This window comes from Prevotella sp. E9-3, from assembly GCF_022024015.1.
Lineage (GTDB): Bacteria > Bacteroidota > Bacteroidia > Bacteroidales > Bacteroidaceae > Prevotella.
In genome coordinates, this window is the sequence record NZ_CP091786.1 from 2325496 (window position 1) to 2341779 (window position 16284).

Genomic DNA, 16284 nt, shown 5'->3' on the forward strand with positions numbered 1-16284 from the left:
CTACACCGCAATAGAACGTCTATTGCATCACAACTGAACTTCTATTACACTACAATAGAATATCTATTGCAATGAAACTGACGTTCTATTGTAATGAAACTGACGTTCTATTGTAATGAAACTGACGTTCTATTGCAATGAAACTGACGTTCTATTGCAATGAAACTGACGTTCTATTGCGATATGATAGAACATCAGTTTCATCTATTTATAAAATAAGGAGTATTCCAATCAAAAAAAAACAGAAAATAGACACTATTTTTTTACTTTTTTGCCGGAATAAAACTTTCCCAGGTCTGATCATCGTAAAAAACACGTATCTCGGTAACTTTTCTGGGTTGTTTGTCAAAATTATTCATATCCGAGAAGCCCATTTCCAATCGTGTCGGTTTCACACCAGTGGAATTTTGTACCGGACGAGCACTTCCCTGTGGGGTAGAGGGAGGTGTAGAAAAGTCAAATAGAGAGCCCTGGAGGGCCGAATCCGACTGAGAAGCATTTGAAGCCGAATTCTCATCGATCTGAGCTGTATGGTCGAGATACATAGGTTCCTTGCCAAACATCAACCAGTCGGTACTCAACGATGGCAATTTTTTCTTAATGGCCTCGACGGTGTTTAAGGTAGGCTTAGTACGCTCAGTGAAAATTCCACTGAGGGTAGCAGGGGCAATTCCAAGGAATTCAGCGAACACCTGTTGAGTCATATGTTGCGACTCCATAATTTGCTTAATTCTGTCCTTCATTTTTTCAATTAAGTGCATTTTAGGGGCAATTTGCCCATTTTTCTTAGATTTTACAAAGGTAAATCATTTTTTCAAAACAAACAAGTTTTGTATATAAAAATTTCGATTTACGAATACGTATTTATAAATTCGTATGTACAAAACAATTGTAATGAAATTTACATTCTGATTACAACATTTGTAAATTTGAATTTACAGACGCTAATACACACTATGCTTTTATGTAACGATTTTGTATAACTTACTGACTATTAAATAGGTATTTACAGAAAGTGCGTTTACTATACAGCGCGATTCGCGGTTTGCTAGTATAAACAGATATTTAAATTAAAGCAAACACATAGATTTGTGACATATATGACTGATTTTCAGTAAAATATGAAGCAAATTAGTGGTATGTATATTTATAAATCTGAATATTTAAACCGTTTTGAATGGGTTTCAATATTCGTATTTCACAATTTAAAATAATACAAATAGTTAAACATTACAATTTTAAATATTCAAATACACGCCGTTTTTATGGTGATATAACTTTACGAATTACACATTGTTAAACGCTAAAAAGTTTTAACGCCGAATTGTTTAAGGAAAAAACAGCTCAAAATCGCCAAAACTTCGATATTCTGAACCGTCGTTCAAATAGCCAAAAATTTGCGAGTTTTGAGGGTACTTATTTTCACCTAACTACCCTATTCTACAATAATTTAGATAAAAAAAAGGCATCCGTCTGGATGCCATTTTTTAGAAATTCTAGAAAAATAAAAGGCCGTTTTTTAGTGAAGAGTGAAGAAAATTAGCTCTTTCATCAGCTCCCCATCAGGGGTACTCGGGTTGTCAAGCCCCTTACTTTTGGCATCAATTTCTCTAATTTTAGAAATTATCTGCATCACTTTCATTCCTGAATAATTTCGCATGCCAGTCAAATAATCTTTAGCTCCCCATGGTGATTTCAATTCCAACCACCCTGCTATCCCCTCTTGAGTTTTTTGAGGTGCATAATAAGCAAGCATCAAATTCTGGAAATAATTAAACATCATTGGAAGGAATGAGTAAACATTTCCAGCCTTCGGATTTTTGTCAAAATAATTCATAATCTGATTTGCCTTGAGAATATTCCTGTTTATGATGGCATCTCTTAGCTCGAAAGTATTGAAGTCTTTACTCACTCCTATCTGATCTTCCACCACCTGGGGTGTCACTCTCCTATCGTTTTCAGGCAATGAAATAAGCACTTTTTCCAGTTCACTGGTCAGTCGGCTCAAATCTGCGCCAATAGCATCGGCAATAATCTGCGTAGATTTGGGGTCTATACTTGCATTTTTCTGTTTTAAATAGTTTTCAATGAAGGCAGGAAGGTCACGATCGCGCAATTTAGCGCTCTCAAAAAGTATTCCGGCCTGCTGTATAGCCTTTACATAACCGCGTTTTTTACCGTCTATCTTGCCGTTTTTATGACACATCACCAGCACGGTAGTCGGCATGGGCTGCTGCATATATTTCTCCAGCGCCTCCGTATTTTTCAGGTTTTGAGCCTCTTTTACAATAACCACCTGGCGTTCGGCCATCATTGGATACCTGCGGCAGGTATCGGCTATCTGCGACGCCGATACATCGCTACCAAACATAATGGTTTGATTGAAGTCACGCTCTTCCGGCTGTAGTGCATTTTCGGCTATATAGTCGGCTATTTTGTCTATGTAGTAGGACTCATCACCATGCAGGTAGTAAACGGGCTTGTATTGCCCTTCTTTCAACTGTCGCATGATGCTTTCAAAAGTCACGGTTTTTGCTTCTGCCATACCTTTATTTATAGTTTACAGTATGCAAAAGTACACAAAATATTTCGTATTATTTTGAAATATCACGGAATTTCAATAATTTTGCAGTGTTTTGAGGGAGGAAAATGCCCCCTCTCAAAACTCGCAAAAAATGGAGCGAGTAGGTATCTGGTCGAAAATTTTAAAATTATGGAGCAGTTAAATCTCCCACCCTATGACATACGACTGAAGGACGTTAACGGCCGTCAACAGATTTTTGACGTGCTACGCCGCCGATATGTGGCCCTCACGCCAGAGGAGTGGGTACGCCAGCACTTCGTTCATTTTCTGATGGAACAGAAAGGCTATCCCAAGGGTCTGCTCTGCAATGAGATTGAATTGAAAATCGGAGAAAAGAAACTGCGTTGCGACACCGTATTATATAATAAGGAGATGCGCCCGCGTATGATCATCGAGTATAAAGCGCCCCACATAGCTTTGACGCAGAAAGTGTTCGACCAAATATCAGTATATAACATGCTGCTGCATGTCGATTATCTTGTGGTGTCGAACGGTCTTCAGCACTATTGCTGTGAAATGAATTACGCGCAGAACCGATATACGTTCCTGCGCGCAATTCCTGATTACTATTCAATTGTATAGTACTTTCTGACGCTACCGTCTCTTAGTCCATATCGTTGGCGTCAGAGGCCTTCTTAGAAGTTGAAGTCTTGCGAACGGTAGAAGTACGCTTGCGAGTTTTCTTTTCCTCAGCAGCAACAGGCTTTTCAACCTTTACGCCAGCCAATTCAGGGTCAATGAGAATACGACCACAGTACTCGCATACAATCACCTTCTTATGCATCTTGATGTCGAGCTGACGCTGGGGTGGAATCTTGTTGAAGCAACCACCGCAGGCATCGCGCTGCACATAAACGATACCCAGACCGTTGCGTGCATTCTTGCGGATACGCTTGAAAGCAGTGAGCAAACGAGGTTCAATCTTTGCTTCCAGTTCCTTGGTCTTCTCCTTCAGTTTCTCTTCTTCAGCACGAGTCTCGTCCATAATTTCATCCAGCTCGTTGCGCTTCACCTCAAGGTCGGCCTGCTTCTCTTTCAGCAATTCCTGAGCTCCGCCAAGGTCCTGACTACGCTCGCTGATACGCTTCTGGGCATCAACAATCTTCTTGTTGCAGAGTTCAATTTCCAACTCCTGGAACTCAATCTCCTTGCTCAGGGTGTCGTACTCACGATTGTTGCGCACCTCTTCAAGCTGCTGCTTGTAGCGGTCAACACTATTCTGAGCCTCAATGATCTCGGCCTTCTTCTGTGAAATGGCACGATTAAACTCGTCCACTTCAGCCTGAATGCGTTCAATACGTGTGTTAAGGCCTTCAATTTCAGCGTCCAGGTCATCTACCTCAAGGGGCAGCTCACCACGCAGAGCCTTTTTCTCATCAATAGCCGAAAGGGCTGTCTGAAGCTGGAAAAGAGTTTTCAGCTTCTCCTCTACTGAGAGGTCTGTAGATTCTTTTTTTGCCATTTTATAAATATATTATTGGATTTGTATTTGTTTCTGCAATTTCCGTTCTCACCTCTGGACAAGCCTTCTGAATAATATCGCGGAATATCTCGGTAGTGAAATGCTCGCTCTCGTAATGACCTATCACACAGATTTGAATTTTCTGCTCATAGCCAAAGTACTGATGATAGTGCATTTCGCCCGTAAGGAAGGCATCTGCACCGGCCTTTACTGCCTCATCGAGCACAAAGTCTCCTGCTCCGCCACAGATAGCCACACGTCGGATTGGGCGCCTCAGCAACTCGTTGCACATAGCACTTTCAGCCTCCATCTGTCGCTTCACGTGCAGCACAAAATCATCGGCAGCCATCGGTTCGGTCAGCTCACCCATCACCCATGCTCCTGAAAGCGGTTCTCCTTCAGCAGAGAAAGTGGTAGGGGCACCAAAAACAATGTTTGAAAGGCCCAAACGTTCAGCTATTTTGAAGTTTACGCCGCCCAAAGTACTGTCTAAATTAGTATGCATGGAGATGACACAGACAGCGTTCTGAATAGCTTTCCATACAGTGCGCTGAACATCGTTCTGGTCGCTAATCTGCTTAAGACCGCGGAACAGCAAGGGATGGTGACTAATCACCAGATTGCACCCTTTCTGCAGCGCCTCGTCGATAACCTTTTCAGTCACGTCCAGACACAATAATGCCCCTGAAACCTCCGCCTCTGTCAATCCGATCTGTAGGCCAGCATTATCCCAGCTTTCCTGCAGCGGCAGGGGCGCGAACTGTTCAAGGGCGCACAAAACTTCCTTAATTTTCACGCTTCTATGTCTATTTAGAACTGCAAAATTACTATTTTTTTCCTAATAGCATGATACCCCCCATTGTTTATTAAGCGTTTTTAACTTATTCTCATCATTGAACAATTGCACTTCTCAGATATTTTCATTACTTTTGCATCCGCTTACAAGCCAATGGTCCCGTAGCTTAGCTGAATAGAGCGTCAGATTCCGGTTCTGAAGGTCTTGGGTTTGAATCCCAACGGGATCACAAAGGGAAAAGGAGAATTAAATATGAAAGCCCGCTTTCAGATATTTAATTCTCCTTTTTCATTTGTAGGATGGCTGGCGCCAGCCTACAGGGATCGACAAAGTCAATTCCAACAGAACCAGCCTACTGGGATAGATAAAATCAATCCCAACGGTCCCCCCTCACACCCTCTGGTAGGCCAGTCTTTCATCGCCTGAGAGCAGGTAGATGATACCGCAATAGGTAAAGCCGTGCTTCAAGAGATTGTGCTGCATGATGGTGTTGTCACGATGGGTATCTATGCGGATATTTCTGTCTAAAGAAGAACAAAAGTCAAGGATACTGCTGAACACGCCGTGAACCTCCGGATAACTGGCAATGCGGTGCACCACATGATAGGCCTGCTCATCGTCAATCCATTTTCCATCATATATTCTATTGTAAGTAGGATCTGGCGATGGCAGAAAAGCGAAATAGCCTACCACCTTGTCTTCTTCCTCCACCACAAAGGCGCCTTTCTTTTCCATATCCGCCTTCACTACATCCTCCGACGGATAGCCTTCTCCCCATTGATGCATATTACCCGACTTGCGCATAATTCCTTTTGCGGCTGAAAACACTTGCATGATAGCATCCATATCCGCCAGTCTTGCTTCTCTAATAATTCTTTTCATCACTTTAAGTTAAGTCATTCATTCGTGATTATTACCAGTTTGGCGGCAACACGATATTCTTCACTCCATGCATAGCCTCGAAGAGATATAGATTCTTTCTTCTCAAGCAATAATCGACATTTCGATATATTTTTTGCGAAAATACAAAAAAAGATTCTTATCTGCTTCATTTTTCCTGAAAAACTTCTTTATAGAGAAACGAGTCTGATAAGTTTTTCGTGCCAATTCTTGTACATATTATAATAATATTGTATTTTTGCTCCAGTTTTTTATCAACAACGTAATCTACATTATTAAGACATGACAATCCTTAAACTTTCTAAGTTCCTTGCAGCGATTCTTTTCCTTAGTCAAATGTGTGTCTTCACCTCATGCTCTACCGCTGGGGAGGACGAGAAGGATGAAGTGATTTCAGCTACCGACCCGTTAAACTTTCCCTATGATGTCAACAAGAATCTGAATGTGAGTCCTGGTGACAGCTTCTATGACTATTGCAATGGCACTTGGCTCAATCAGAACCCCATACCATCCGATCCTGTACAGTCTATTGGCGGACTCTACGATGCCACTGCTTCAATGAACGAGAAGGTTGAGAAACTGAAGACAGACGTACCCGATCTGCGCAACTTCTTCACACTCGTTGATAATATGCACGACCACTCAGAAGCTTCACGCGCCTATATCAATGCTCAGCGCGCTAAGATGCAAAAGCCACAAACCAAAGAAGAAGCCTTCAAAATGATTGGCGAGATGTTTGTCAATGGCCTCAATCCGCTAAACATTTCAGTCTTTGCGGTATGGGACAGAGACAAACTGAAAGTTTACTTTGAGCCTCACCTGAATGAATCTGCCAACCGTGTCACTTTCAATCAGATACAGGAGTTCAACAGTAACTATCTGTCTCTGCCGTCAACGAGGAGCACCTCCTCCACCACTCCTATCAGCCAGTTGGCTCAGGGGTTGGGCATCGATGAGTCGCTGATTATACCAAACACTCTTTTTGACTATATCTGGAGTTCTTATTCTGTTGACGAACTCTATCAGATGATGCAGGACGCATGGCTCGACTACGAAGCCTATGCTGATGCCGAAGGACTTGCCGACTATAACAAAAAATGGCTCCGCAAACCGACAGTGACCCTCAACGATCTGCGCGACGATGCCAGAGCCGAACTCAATTACACCCTCTCCTACCACATCCAGCAGCATTTTCTGCCACAAAGTTTGAAAGACAAATACCTTAACATTACCAAGGAAATCCAAGCATCTCTGCGCCAGCGCATTCAGAAACTTGATTGGATGAGCGAGACCACCAAGCAGAATGCTATCGACAAGTTGGACAACTGCGCACTCAACGTGGCTTTTCCCGACACCTGGCATAAAGACTGCGTCGCTCCCCTTTCCGACTGTCAGACCATGGTTGAAGTCATGCACCGCCTCCGTTCGGCCAATGCCCGTCTGCTCACCAAAATCATCGGCACAAACGATGCGTTCTCTTATCTCCTCACTATTTCCAGTTCCGACAGCAACGGCAATCTCATACCCATGGATCTCACACTTGTCAATGCCGCTTACCAACCCAACTACAACGCCATTTTCATCTATCCGTCAATGCTCCTGTCGCCAGTGATGCCCCAAGAAGGTACAAGCGAAGCATGCTCTTATGCCGTGTTCACCATTATCGGCCACGAGTTCACCCACGGTTTCGATAGTTCGGGAGCCAAGTACGACAAGTATGGTGTGCCCAACAACTGGTGGACTGTCAGCGACAAGATGAACTTCGAGGATCGCAGTCAGAATCTTATTCGCACCTACAACAGTCAGGAACTCGACCCCAAGCGTGCACCACTAACATTCGGCAATGGCAGTCGCACCATCAATGAGAACATTGCCGACTTAGGTGGCTTCCTCGCTGCTCGCGATGCCTACATCGCCCATATCACCGAGCAAGGATTCGCTGGTGAGCAATTCAACAATCAACTCCGCAAGTTCTATGAGTCATACGCCCACTTGTGGTGTGTAGAGTATGGCGATCAAAAATTCGAAATACTGAAAAACAGCGATGTACACTCCCACGCCCGTCTCCGTGTCAATGGAGTTGTGATGAACACCGACCTGTGGTACGATCTCTACCAGGTCAATCTCAATCACAAGCTCTATCTCCCCACCGAGCGCCGCACCTATATCTGGTAGTCATCTCATTGCTCCTTCAGCTTTCTTCATCCACAAGAAATAGAAAATCAGAATATTATGAATTGCGAATCCCAAACACTAAAGGCTATCAAGGATGCCGCCATCAAAATGGCGCTGCATTGCGGTAGAATACAACTCAATGCCTTCCGTTCCAACAACATCGGCATCAACACCAAGAGCAATGTCTATGATGTCGTCACAAAGGTTGACAAAGCTTGCGAGGACTATCTGCTCACAGAAATATCACGCCTCTATCCTACTCATTCCATCATAGGCGAAGAGACTGGCCAGCACCTCCATGCCGACAGCGAATGGGCCTGGATAGTCGATCCGCTCGACGGCACAAACAGCTATTCGCAAGGTCTGCCAGTCTTCTGCGTCAGCATTGGCATAACCTATAAGGGCGAAGGTGTTGTGGGCGTTGTCTTTGCTCCATATCTTGACGAGCTATATACAGCCATTAAGGGCGAAGGTGCATGGTTCGGGAAAGCCAACAGTACAGATGCTGTCCAACTGCACGTCTCCGCCAAACAATCCCTTCAGGAGTGCGTTGTAGCATCCGGTTTCCCTTACGACAAAGCCACCCATCCCGTCAACAACATCCGCGAAGTAAGCAAGATTATCCCCCAAGTGCGCGGTTTCCGCCGAATGGGCAGTGCAGCATACGATCTCTGTTGCACTGCTATGGGAACCATTGATGCCTACTGGGAGTACAATCTCAACCCCTGGGATGTTTGTGCAGGTCAGCTTATTGTCCGTGAGGCAGGAGGCATAGTCATTCCCCTATGCGACAATCGCAAAATCAGCATCATTGCAGGCCCCGAAAAGTTGGTCAAAATATTGCAGGAGGAATTAGCAGTTTGACAAATCAGCTGCGTAGTCATTCATATTGAGGCACTGCGTTCTTGTGATACGGACAGCTCTTGTTTCTTCACTATAATCGGCATAAGGGGCCAACACTAACATAAAGCCTTCCGAGCATCCAGTCAAATCTCTCCCTGAAGGATAAACAAACTGTCCATCCAATCCACGATTCACAATATGTATCATCGGTAGTTTCTCCTCATAACAAGCATCATATACAGCTTTCTCTGCAGGCGATATAAAGGGCGATACCAACACGGTTCCTCGCCGCGCCTCTTTCATGTATTTATTCACCTCCGCTTGTATCTCTTCCTGTGTCAGATTGCGATGACATCTCACTTGAATACGCTCAGGAAAAGTTACCAAGAATGTATTGCCAACAGCAGTATATCTATGTCCCTTTTTTCCTGCCTGAAAATCATACGTCTTGCGCAATCTATTAGGGAAATGCGTCTTCAGCCAGAGCCTGCGCGGATTGTCATTCAGATATGCAATCCAAGTCTGTAATTGTCCTTTCCTAAACAAAATGCGATCATTAAATCCTCGGGAAAAAAGAGGAGTTTTCTCAACACTAAAGTTCTGAGCACTTGACGAAGAGGCATCCCATAAAGCGTGAGAGCAAGAACTTTTCCATGCAGCAATTATTTTTCCCAAAGGGTAATCATTTGGCAAAGTGTCTCGGATATATAATATACCATGGAAATGGTCGGGCATAATTTTGTAATGTAACACTTGAACACGGCATCCTGTCTTCTTCGTTGTCTCTGATGCAGTTTTTCGAAAAGCCTCAGCCACATAAGCGCCTAATTCCGTTGGAACAATCGCTGCCTCACTGGCATTGCCTCCGACAAGTGAACCTAAAATACGTTTGCGTTCAACCGTCGTTACAGTAATAAGATAAATGCACGTCGAAGTATAATCATGATTATCCATGCGGCGCAGTCTATTATGTTTAATAGGCGCTTTTATCTTCTTTTCTTCCATTATTATCTTAGTCTCGTTTATGGTCCTTTGTTTCGTTCAAACTTTTTCGTTCCCTTCGTCGCACTTCAGTGCAGTCATCTCTCCGTCACGTTCATCGCACTTCAGTGCAGTCATCTCTCCGTCACCTTCGTCGCACTTCAGTGCAGTCATCTCTCCGTCACGTTCGTTGCACTTCAGTGCAGCGCAAAAGGCTTAGTCTTTTTCTCCGATATCCGTTATCTCAGAACATTCATATTGCAAAGATACAGACTTATAGCGAAACGGACAAGTTTTCAATATAAATTCCAACGCAATGATGGCATTATGTCTCATGCATTTCCTCTGCTGCCATTGGCAATTGAGGCTCTTCTTCAATCTCTGGATAGGGAGCACTCTTCGCTCCATGGTCCTGCAACCAGATGCGGTTCAATGTGAAGGCTATCGACTCCAATGTCTCTTCCCGCCTACTAGGCTTCAGTTCGCACTCCCACACCGTGATGCAGTGCCAGCCCATTTCGGCAAGTTTCCGTTGTTCCTCCTTGTCTCGCTCCTTGTTTCTGTGAATCTTGTTCACCCAGAACTCACGGTTCGTCTTCGGAATTTTGCAGCACTCCGAACTCTCCAAGCCTATTCTCCCCTCGTCCTTTGGAGAGGGGTCGGGGGTGAGGCTACACTTATGTCCATGCCAGAAGCATCCATTCACAAAGATGCACGTTCTGTATTTCCTCAACACCAAGTCCGGATGTCCAGGCAATCGTTTGTGGTTCAGTCTGAATCGGAATCCTCTACGCCACAGTCCACGACGCACTATCATCTCCGGCTTCGTATCCTTCGACTTGATAGCCGCCATGTTTTTGTGGCGCTGTTGTGGTGAGAGTTTGTCCATGCTGCTTCAAGAACTTACAGTTGACGCAAAGGTACGAGAAAAACACGAATAAGAGTTCTATTCAGCGTAATTTTTTTCTAATTCGCCAAAAGTCGTGTCAAGGAAAGAGTAATCAATTAATACGTGAGGTCTTAATGCTGGATAATCTTTAGATAATTTGTGATGGGGTTTCAGATGGAAAGCCAATCTCAAGTCATCCTTTCTTTCTTCTATAGTTTTTGTTTGCTGTTCGATTGTGGAAGTTTTGAACAGCCAAAAACAAAACGTCAGTAACGCCTTTTCAATATGTAGTGCTCTACCCTATGGCTCAGCACACCTCAATGTGCATCATTGCCGCTGTGGGCAGATAGCATTTGCAAAGGTAGTGCAAAGCAATTGAAAAACCAAAGAAAACAAATCTTTTTTGATTCTAATTGACCAACAGTTCTTATCATTTTGGATGATAAGAGGCATAACGCTGAAATAAATTATAGCTATAATTGCGAAAATTATAGCTAAAATTCAAACGATTATAGCTATAATTTGTTTCAGCTATTCAACTATTGAAGTCAAGAAGCTATTCCGTTTCTTGCCAATAGTTCTCTTTTTGAGAAAAAATACAATAAAGGCTAAAATAGATTTTGGCCATTATTATTTGAATTTTGGCCAAAATTTTGAAAATAATGGCCAAAATTCAAAATACGGGATTACTTACTTTCTTACAATAACGCTTCCGCTGGCCTGATGGGTAGCAAGAATTAGCACTTCAGCTATCTGTACGTGGGCTGGAGCATTGGCAGCATAGACAGCTACATCGGCTATGTCGTCGCCAGTGAGTGGCTTGATACCTTTATATACATTGGCGGCACGGTCAGTATCGCCATGGAAACGGATGTTGCTGAAGTTGGTTTCTACCAGACCTGGTTTCAGATTGGTGACACGGATGCCTGTGTTGGCCACATCAATACGCAGACCGTCGGAAAGGGCTTTTACGGCAGCTTTGGTGGCGCAATATACATTTCCACCGGCATAGGCAGCATCGCCAGCCACAGAACCTATATTAATAATGTGGCCCTGGCCACGCTCTACCATTGCCGGCACCACGAGGCGCGTCATGGTGAGCAGACCTTTGATATTGGTGTCGATCATGGCATCCCAATCGTTCATATCGCCCTCGTACTCCGGTTCCAGGCCGAGTGCCAGTCCGGCATTGTTCACCAGCACATCAATCTGCTTCCACTGTTCTGGCAGTCCCTCAAGAAACTCACGGGCCTTTTCACGGTCTCTGACGTCGAAAGCCACGGTCAGCACTTCAGTTCCATGTGCTTTAAGCTCATCACGGATTTCAGCCAGTCGGCTCTCGTTTCTTCCCGTAAGAATGAGTTTGTCGCCATTCTCTGCAAACTTCCTGGCGCATGCAAGGCCTATTCCGCTTGTGGCGCCTGTTATCAATACTACTTTGTTCATTGTTTTATGTTTACTTATTTTCTATTCGTCAAGCATTGCCGCTCCTCATTCAGGAGGATATGGCTTTGCAAAGGTATAAAAAAATAGATGAAAAGAAAAGTTTTTCTTTTGCATTTCTCTCGACTTTTCGTACCTTTGCAAACGAAAAACGTAAACAGACATTCATGGACAAGCACAATTTTGTAACTATTGCCGACCTTACCCGTGAGAAGATTCTCTACATGATAGAGATGGCACAGGAGTTCGAACGTCACCCCAACCGCGAACTACTGAAAGGTAAGGTCGTTGCCACCCTGTTTTTTGAACCCTCTACACGCACCCGCCTGTCGTTTGAAACGGCAGCCAACCGCCTTGGTGCCCGTGTTATTGGCTTTGCCGACCCGAAGGTGACCAGCGGAACAAAGGGAGAGACGCTGAAAGATACCATATCGATGGTAGCCAACTATGCCGATGTGATTGTGATGCGCCACTTCATTGAGGGTGCCGCTCAGTATGCTTCCGAGGTGAGCCCAGTGCCCATCGTCAACGCCGGCGACGGTGCCCACCAGCATCCCTCACAGTGCATGCTCGACCTGTACAGCATCTACAAGACACAGGGCACGTTGGACAATCTGAATATCTATCTGGTGGGCGACCTGAAATATGGCCGCACCGTTCACTCGCTGCTTATGGCCATGCGCCACTTCAACCCCACGTTCCATTTCGTGGCACCGAAGGAACTGCAGATGCCAAAGGAGTACAAGTTGTACTGCGACGAGCACGGAATCAAGTATCAGGAGCATACGGCCTTCAACGAGAAAATTATTCAGGATGCTGACATCTTATATATGACGCGCGTACAGAAGGAGCGTTTCTCAGACCTGATGGAGTATGAGCGTGTGAAGAATGTGTATGTGCTGAACAACGACCTGCTTCGTCTGGCCAAGCCGAACATGAAGATTCTGCACCCCCTACCCCGTGTCAACGAGATTGCCTACGAAGTAGATGACAATCCACATGCCTACTACATTCAGCAGGCCGGCAACGGTCTCTTTGCCCGCGAAGCCATCTTCTGCGACGTGCTGGGCATCAGTCTCGACGAAGTAAGAAACGACAAAACCATCATTCTATGAACAAGAAAGAACGTCTGGTAGCCGCCATTGAACACGGCACCGTAATAGACCATATACCCTCAGAGAAAACTTATCAGGTGGCCCAGTTGCTGGGACTGTTCACACTGGACACGCCTGTGACCATCGGATTCAACTACCCTTCAAAGAAAGTGGGCAGCAAGGGCATCATCAAGGTGAGCAACAAATTCTTTACCGATCAGGAAATCTCACGTCTGTCGGTAGTGGCCCCCAACGTGATTCTGAGCATCATCCGCGACTATGAGGTGGTAGAAAAGAAAGCGGTGACCACACCCGAAGAGATACGCGGCATAGTGCGCTGTAACAATCCGAAGTGCATCACCAACAATGAACCGATGAAAACCCATTTCCACGTGAATGGCAATATCCTGACCTGCCACTACTGCGAAAAGGAACAGGATATCAATAAAGTGGAACTGGTGTAAGTTCGAGTTCTACCGGACAGTGATCGCTGCCAAGAATATCGGTATGAATCTTGGCATCGCTCACTTGTGGCATCAGACGGTCACTGACCACAAAATAGTCGATGCGCCATCCCACATTCTTCTCACGCGCATGGAAGCGGTAAGACCACCAGGAATAGGTCTGTGCCTCCGGATAGAGGGTTCGGAACGTATCCTTAAAGCCCCGTGAGAGCCACTGCGAGAACTTTGCTCGCTCCTCGTCAGTAAAACCTGGATTCTGATGATTCGTCTTAGGATTCTTCAAGTCTATCTCTTCATGAGCCACGTTCAGGTCGCCACACACGATGACGGGTTTCTTTTTATCCAGCTCTGAGAGATAGGCTTGAAAATCATCCTCCCATCGCATACGATAGTCAAGACGCTTCAAACCGTCCTGGGCATTGGGCACATAGACGGTGACCAGATAGAAATGATCCATCTCGAGGGTGATGACACGCCCCTCATGGTCGTGCTCGTCAATACCAATGCCTCGCGTCACACTGATTGGTTTCAGACGTGTAAAAATGGCTGTGCCCGAATAGCCTTTCTTGTCGGCATAGTTCCAATAACTCTCATAGCCCTCGAAAGCCAGGTCCAACTGTCCCTCCTGCATCTTGGTTTCCTGCAGACAGAAGAAGTCGGCATCAAGACTGCGGAACACATCGCTAAATCCTTTCCCGGCACAAGCACGAAGCCCGTTTACATTCCAACTAATCAGTTTCATATCAATAATTCTTTTCTTTACAGGAGTTAAAAACTCCTGCAAAGATACAAAAAAGTAACTGTAGGAAAGCCAAAGTTATCAAATAAATTTGTAATATCGGGATTTTTGAGTAATTTTGCACATTCTAAACAGTATATACTTTTTTGAAAATGGATAAAGAGACGAACGAACTTTCACAGTGGAAGCTGAGAAGTGTAGGTGCCTGCATTCGCGACGGCTACCGCCTCTACGTAGGTAAGTTCCGTAAGATTTTCCGCACTACATGGCTTGCGGCCGTTGTATATGCCTTATTTTCAGGTATCACCACTTGTCTGGCCACAAGTCTTTCATCATTTTCCTCTCACACATCGCTCATCAGCCAATACCTGCCACTCATCATGGTGGTAATCAACACGTTGGCAATACTAACACTGATGGCAGTGGGAGGATATTTGCTGAAGAAACGGGCTGGCGTCAGCATGAAGCCTTTCGCTTTTCCCATTCGCTATTGGGGTGGAGCCATTCTGGTGCTGCTGATGGTTGCATTCGTAACAATGTCACTGATTCTGATTACTGAGTTGCCAGCCATTGTGCTGCTGGCCGCAGGAATGGTGTCGCAGGCTGGTGCCTTCCAGGGCGATCCTACTGGCATGCCCGACTACATGGTGTGGACAAATCTAGTGGTATTCACACTCGCAGGCTTCATACAGGCCTTTATATTGCTCTCCACACTGTTCCCATTCTACTACCTCTACGGGTCGGCAAGAATACAGGAAAAGGAGCGCACTCAGATCTCGTTCTGACCACCTCTCATCTCTCAACTCTCAACTTTCACCTCCCAATGCAAAAGATTCTCTTTATAGACCGCGATGGAACCATCGTAGATGAACCACAGGACGAGCAGGTTGATGCACTCGAAAAAATACATTTCACTCAGGGCGTGTTCCGCAACCTGTCGTTGCTGCGCCAAAAAACGGACTACCGTTTCGTCATGGTGTCGAATCAAGACGGACTGGGTACTGAATCGTTTCCGGAAGATACATTCTGGCCCGCTCACAACTTTATCCTCGAGGCCCTGAAAGGGGAAGGTGTCACTTTTGACGAAGTGCTCATCGACCCGCATTTTCCTGAAGACAATGCCCACACACGCAAACCACAGACGGGACTGGTAGAGAAGTACATGAACAACCCCGAGGAGTACGACATTGAGAATTCCTACGTGATAGGCGATCGCGACACCGACGCACAGTTTGCCAAGAACATTGGCTGCAAGAGCCTGATTCTGGGCCGTGACGGCATGACATGGGACAAGATAGCCGAAATTATCTATGCTGGCGAACGCACGGCAGAGGTGAAGCGTACCACTAAAGAGACCGACATCGACGTAAGACTGAACTTGGACGGTTCTGGCAAGTGCGATATTCAGACAGGACTGGGATTCTTTGACCACATGCTGGAACAGATAGGAAAGCATGGCGGCATGGACCTGTACATTCGCTGCAACGGCGACTTGAACGTTGACGAGCATCACACCATCGAGGACACGGCCCTTGCACTGGGCGAATGCCTGCAGAAGGCATTGGGATCGAAGCGTGGCATTGAGCGCTATGGCTACTCACTGCCCATGGACGACTGCATGGTTCACACCTGTCTGGACTTTGGCGGACGCCCCTGGCTGGTATGGCAGGCAGAATTTCACCGCGAACATGTGGGCGATATGCCTACGGAGATGTTCCTCCATTTCTTCAAGAGTTTGAGCGATTCCGCTCGCATGAACCTCTATATCCACGCTGAAGGGCAGAACGAACACCACAAGATTGAGGGCATCTTCAAAGCCCTGGCCCGCTCACTGAAAATGGCCGTGAAGCGCGATATCTATCACTACGAGCTGCCCTCAACGAAGGGAATGCTATAAACAAGCAAACAGAAACA

The 16284-nt window shown here is 45.4% G+C and carries 16 protein-coding genes and 1 tRNA gene; 8 read left to right on the forward strand and 9 right to left on the reverse strand.

The window, feature by feature from the left end:
* Window positions 1-263 precede the first annotated feature (263 nt).
* Window positions 264-743: a helix-turn-helix domain-containing protein gene (locus L6475_RS08875; RefSeq protein WP_237819162.1), complete on the reverse strand. Its 480-nt coding sequence runs from the start codon at window positions 741-743 to the stop codon at window positions 264-266.
* A gap of 776 nt (window positions 744-1519) precedes the next feature.
* Window positions 1520-2545, reverse strand: a complete 1026-nt coding sequence (holA, locus tag L6475_RS08880) for a DNA polymerase III subunit delta (RefSeq protein WP_237819164.1) — start codon at window positions 2543-2545, stop codon at window positions 1520-1522.
* A gap of 168 nt (window positions 2546-2713) precedes the next feature.
* On the opposite strand from holA, the gene L6475_RS08885 reads away from it, so the two are divergent.
* A complete protein-coding gene (locus L6475_RS08885) occupies window positions 2714-3166 on the forward strand; it encodes a type I restriction enzyme HsdR N-terminal domain-containing protein (protein ID WP_237819166.1) in 453 nt (150 codons plus the stop codon).
* Window positions 3167-3188: 22 nt separating this feature from the next.
* Here L6475_RS08885 and L6475_RS08890 read toward each other — a convergent pair whose 3' ends face one another.
* Window positions 3189-4046: a zinc ribbon domain-containing protein gene (locus tag L6475_RS08890; protein WP_237819168.1), complete on the reverse strand. Its 858-nt coding sequence runs from the start codon at window positions 4044-4046 to the stop codon at window positions 3189-3191.
* Window position 4047: 1 nt separating this feature from the next.
* Window positions 4048-4842, reverse strand: coding sequence for a Nif3-like dinuclear metal center hexameric protein (locus L6475_RS08895; protein ID WP_237819169.1), 795 nt, complete (start codon window positions 4840-4842; stop codon window positions 4048-4050).
* A gap of 155 nt (window positions 4843-4997) precedes the next feature.
* Here L6475_RS08895 and L6475_RS08900 point away from each other — a divergent pair.
* Window positions 4998-5071, forward strand: a tRNA-Arg gene (locus tag L6475_RS08900).
* Between the two features lie 161 nt (window positions 5072-5232).
* Here the strand turns inward: L6475_RS08900 and L6475_RS08905 are convergent.
* The gene (locus L6475_RS08905) at window positions 5233-5724 is read right to left on the reverse strand and encodes an N-acetyltransferase (protein WP_237819171.1); all 492 of its coding nucleotides are present in this window, start codon (window positions 5722-5724) and stop codon (window positions 5233-5235) included.
* Between the two features lie 300 nt (window positions 5725-6024).
* Here L6475_RS08905 and L6475_RS08910 point away from each other — a divergent pair, with 300 nt between their 5' ends.
* Both L6475_RS08910 and L6475_RS08915 read left to right on the forward strand, forming a co-directional pair.
* Window positions 6025-7917, forward strand: coding sequence for a M13-type metalloendopeptidase (locus L6475_RS08910; RefSeq protein WP_237819173.1), 1893 nt, complete (start codon window positions 6025-6027; stop codon window positions 7915-7917).
* A gap of 57 nt (window positions 7918-7974) precedes the next feature.
* Entirely contained in the window at window positions 7975-8781 is an 807-nt protein-coding gene (locus L6475_RS08915; RefSeq protein WP_237819174.1) for an inositol monophosphatase family protein, read from the forward strand.
* Here the strand turns inward: L6475_RS08915 and L6475_RS08920 are convergent.
* The 3 genes from L6475_RS08920 to L6475_RS08930 form a co-directional block, all read right to left on the reverse strand.
* Window positions 8770-9765, reverse strand: coding sequence for a transposase (locus tag L6475_RS08920; protein WP_237819176.1), 996 nt, complete (start codon window positions 9763-9765; stop codon window positions 8770-8772). The two genes, L6475_RS08915 and L6475_RS08920, sit on opposite strands and share 12 nt — an antisense overlap.
* A gap of 301 nt (window positions 9766-10066) precedes the next feature.
* Window positions 10067-10630, reverse strand: a complete 564-nt coding sequence (locus L6475_RS08925) for a very short patch repair endonuclease (RefSeq protein WP_237819178.1) — start codon at window positions 10628-10630, stop codon at window positions 10067-10069.
* A gap of 690 nt (window positions 10631-11320) precedes the next feature.
* Window positions 11321-12076: an SDR family oxidoreductase gene (locus L6475_RS08930; protein ID WP_237819180.1), complete on the reverse strand. Its 756-nt coding sequence runs from the start codon at window positions 12074-12076 to the stop codon at window positions 11321-11323.
* 164 nt (window positions 12077-12240) lie between these two features.
* Between L6475_RS08930 and pyrB the strand changes: the two genes are divergently transcribed.
* Window positions 12241-13188: an aspartate carbamoyltransferase gene (pyrB, locus tag L6475_RS08935; protein ID WP_237819182.1), complete on the forward strand. Its 948-nt coding sequence runs from the start codon at window positions 12241-12243 to the stop codon at window positions 13186-13188.
* Window positions 13185-13631, forward strand: a complete 447-nt coding sequence (locus tag L6475_RS08940) for an aspartate carbamoyltransferase regulatory subunit (protein WP_237819184.1) — start codon at window positions 13185-13187, stop codon at window positions 13629-13631. The genes pyrB and L6475_RS08940 overlap by 4 nt, the downstream gene beginning before the upstream one ends.
* On the opposite strand, the gene L6475_RS08945 is transcribed toward L6475_RS08940, so the two are convergent.
* Window positions 13609-14373, reverse strand: a complete 765-nt coding sequence (locus tag L6475_RS08945) for an exodeoxyribonuclease III (protein ID WP_237819186.1) — start codon at window positions 14371-14373, stop codon at window positions 13609-13611. The two genes, L6475_RS08940 and L6475_RS08945, sit on opposite strands and share 23 nt — an antisense overlap.
* Window positions 14374-14522: 149 nt before the next feature.
* Here L6475_RS08945 and L6475_RS08950 point away from each other — a divergent pair, with 149 nt between their 5' ends.
* Together L6475_RS08950 and hisB are read left to right on the forward strand one after the other, a co-directional pair.
* Window positions 14523-15155 (forward strand): hypothetical protein, encoded by a 633-nt coding sequence (locus L6475_RS08950; protein WP_237819188.1) that lies wholly within the window; start codon window positions 14523-14525, stop codon window positions 15153-15155.
* 38 nt (window positions 15156-15193) lie between these two features.
* Window positions 15194-16267, forward strand: coding sequence for a bifunctional histidinol-phosphatase/imidazoleglycerol-phosphate dehydratase HisB (gene hisB / locus L6475_RS08955; RefSeq protein ID WP_237819190.1), 1074 nt, complete (start codon window positions 15194-15196; stop codon window positions 16265-16267).
* The last annotated feature ends 17 nt before the right edge of the window (window positions 16268-16284 follow it).

Bases quoted from the DNA above. Each gene is read 5' to 3' on its own strand.
- L6475_RS08925 (WP_237819178.1), bottom strand. From the start codon at position 10,630: ATGGACAAACTCTCACCACAACAGCGCCACAAAAACATGGCGGCTATC.
- L6475_RS08920 (WP_237819176.1), bottom strand. From the start codon at position 9,765: ATGGAAGAAAAGAAGATAAAAGCGCCTATTAAACATAATAGACTGCGC.
- L6475_RS08905 (WP_237819171.1), bottom strand. From the start codon at position 5,724: ATGAAAAGAATTATTAGAGAAGCAAGACTGGCGGATATGGATGCTATC.
- L6475_RS08950 (WP_237819188.1), top strand. From the start codon at position 14,523: ATGGATAAAGAGACGAACGAACTTTCACAGTGGAAGCTGAGAAGTGTA.
- L6475_RS08930 (WP_237819180.1), bottom strand. From the start codon at position 12,076: ATGAACAAAGTAGTATTGATAACAGGCGCCACAAGCGGAATAGGCCTT.
- L6475_RS08890 (WP_237819168.1), bottom strand. From the start codon at position 4,046: ATGGCAAAAAAAGAATCTACAGACCTCTCAGTAGAGGAGAAGCTGAAA.
- holA (WP_237819164.1), bottom strand. From the start codon at position 2,545: ATGGCAGAAGCAAAAACCGTGACTTTTGAAAGCATCATGCGACAGTTG.
- L6475_RS08915 (WP_237819174.1), top strand. From the start codon at position 7,975: ATGAATTGCGAATCCCAAACACTAAAGGCTATCAAGGATGCCGCCATC.
- L6475_RS08885 (WP_237819166.1), top strand. From the start codon at position 2,714: ATGGAGCAGTTAAATCTCCCACCCTATGACATACGACTGAAGGACGTT.
- L6475_RS08945 (WP_237819186.1), bottom strand. From the start codon at position 14,373: ATGAAACTGATTAGTTGGAATGTAAACGGGCTTCGTGCTTGTGCCGGG.
- L6475_RS08940 (WP_237819184.1), top strand. From the start codon at position 13,185: ATGAACAAGAAAGAACGTCTGGTAGCCGCCATTGAACACGGCACCGTA.
- L6475_RS08875 (WP_237819162.1), bottom strand. From the start codon at position 743: ATGAAGGACAGAATTAAGCAAATTATGGAGTCGCAACATATGACTCAA.
- L6475_RS08910 (WP_237819173.1), top strand. From the start codon at position 6,025: ATGACAATCCTTAAACTTTCTAAGTTCCTTGCAGCGATTCTTTTCCTT.
- pyrB (WP_237819182.1), top strand. From the start codon at position 12,241: ATGGACAAGCACAATTTTGTAACTATTGCCGACCTTACCCGTGAGAAG.
- hisB (WP_237819190.1), top strand. From the start codon at position 15,194: ATGCAAAAGATTCTCTTTATAGACCGCGATGGAACCATCGTAGATGAA.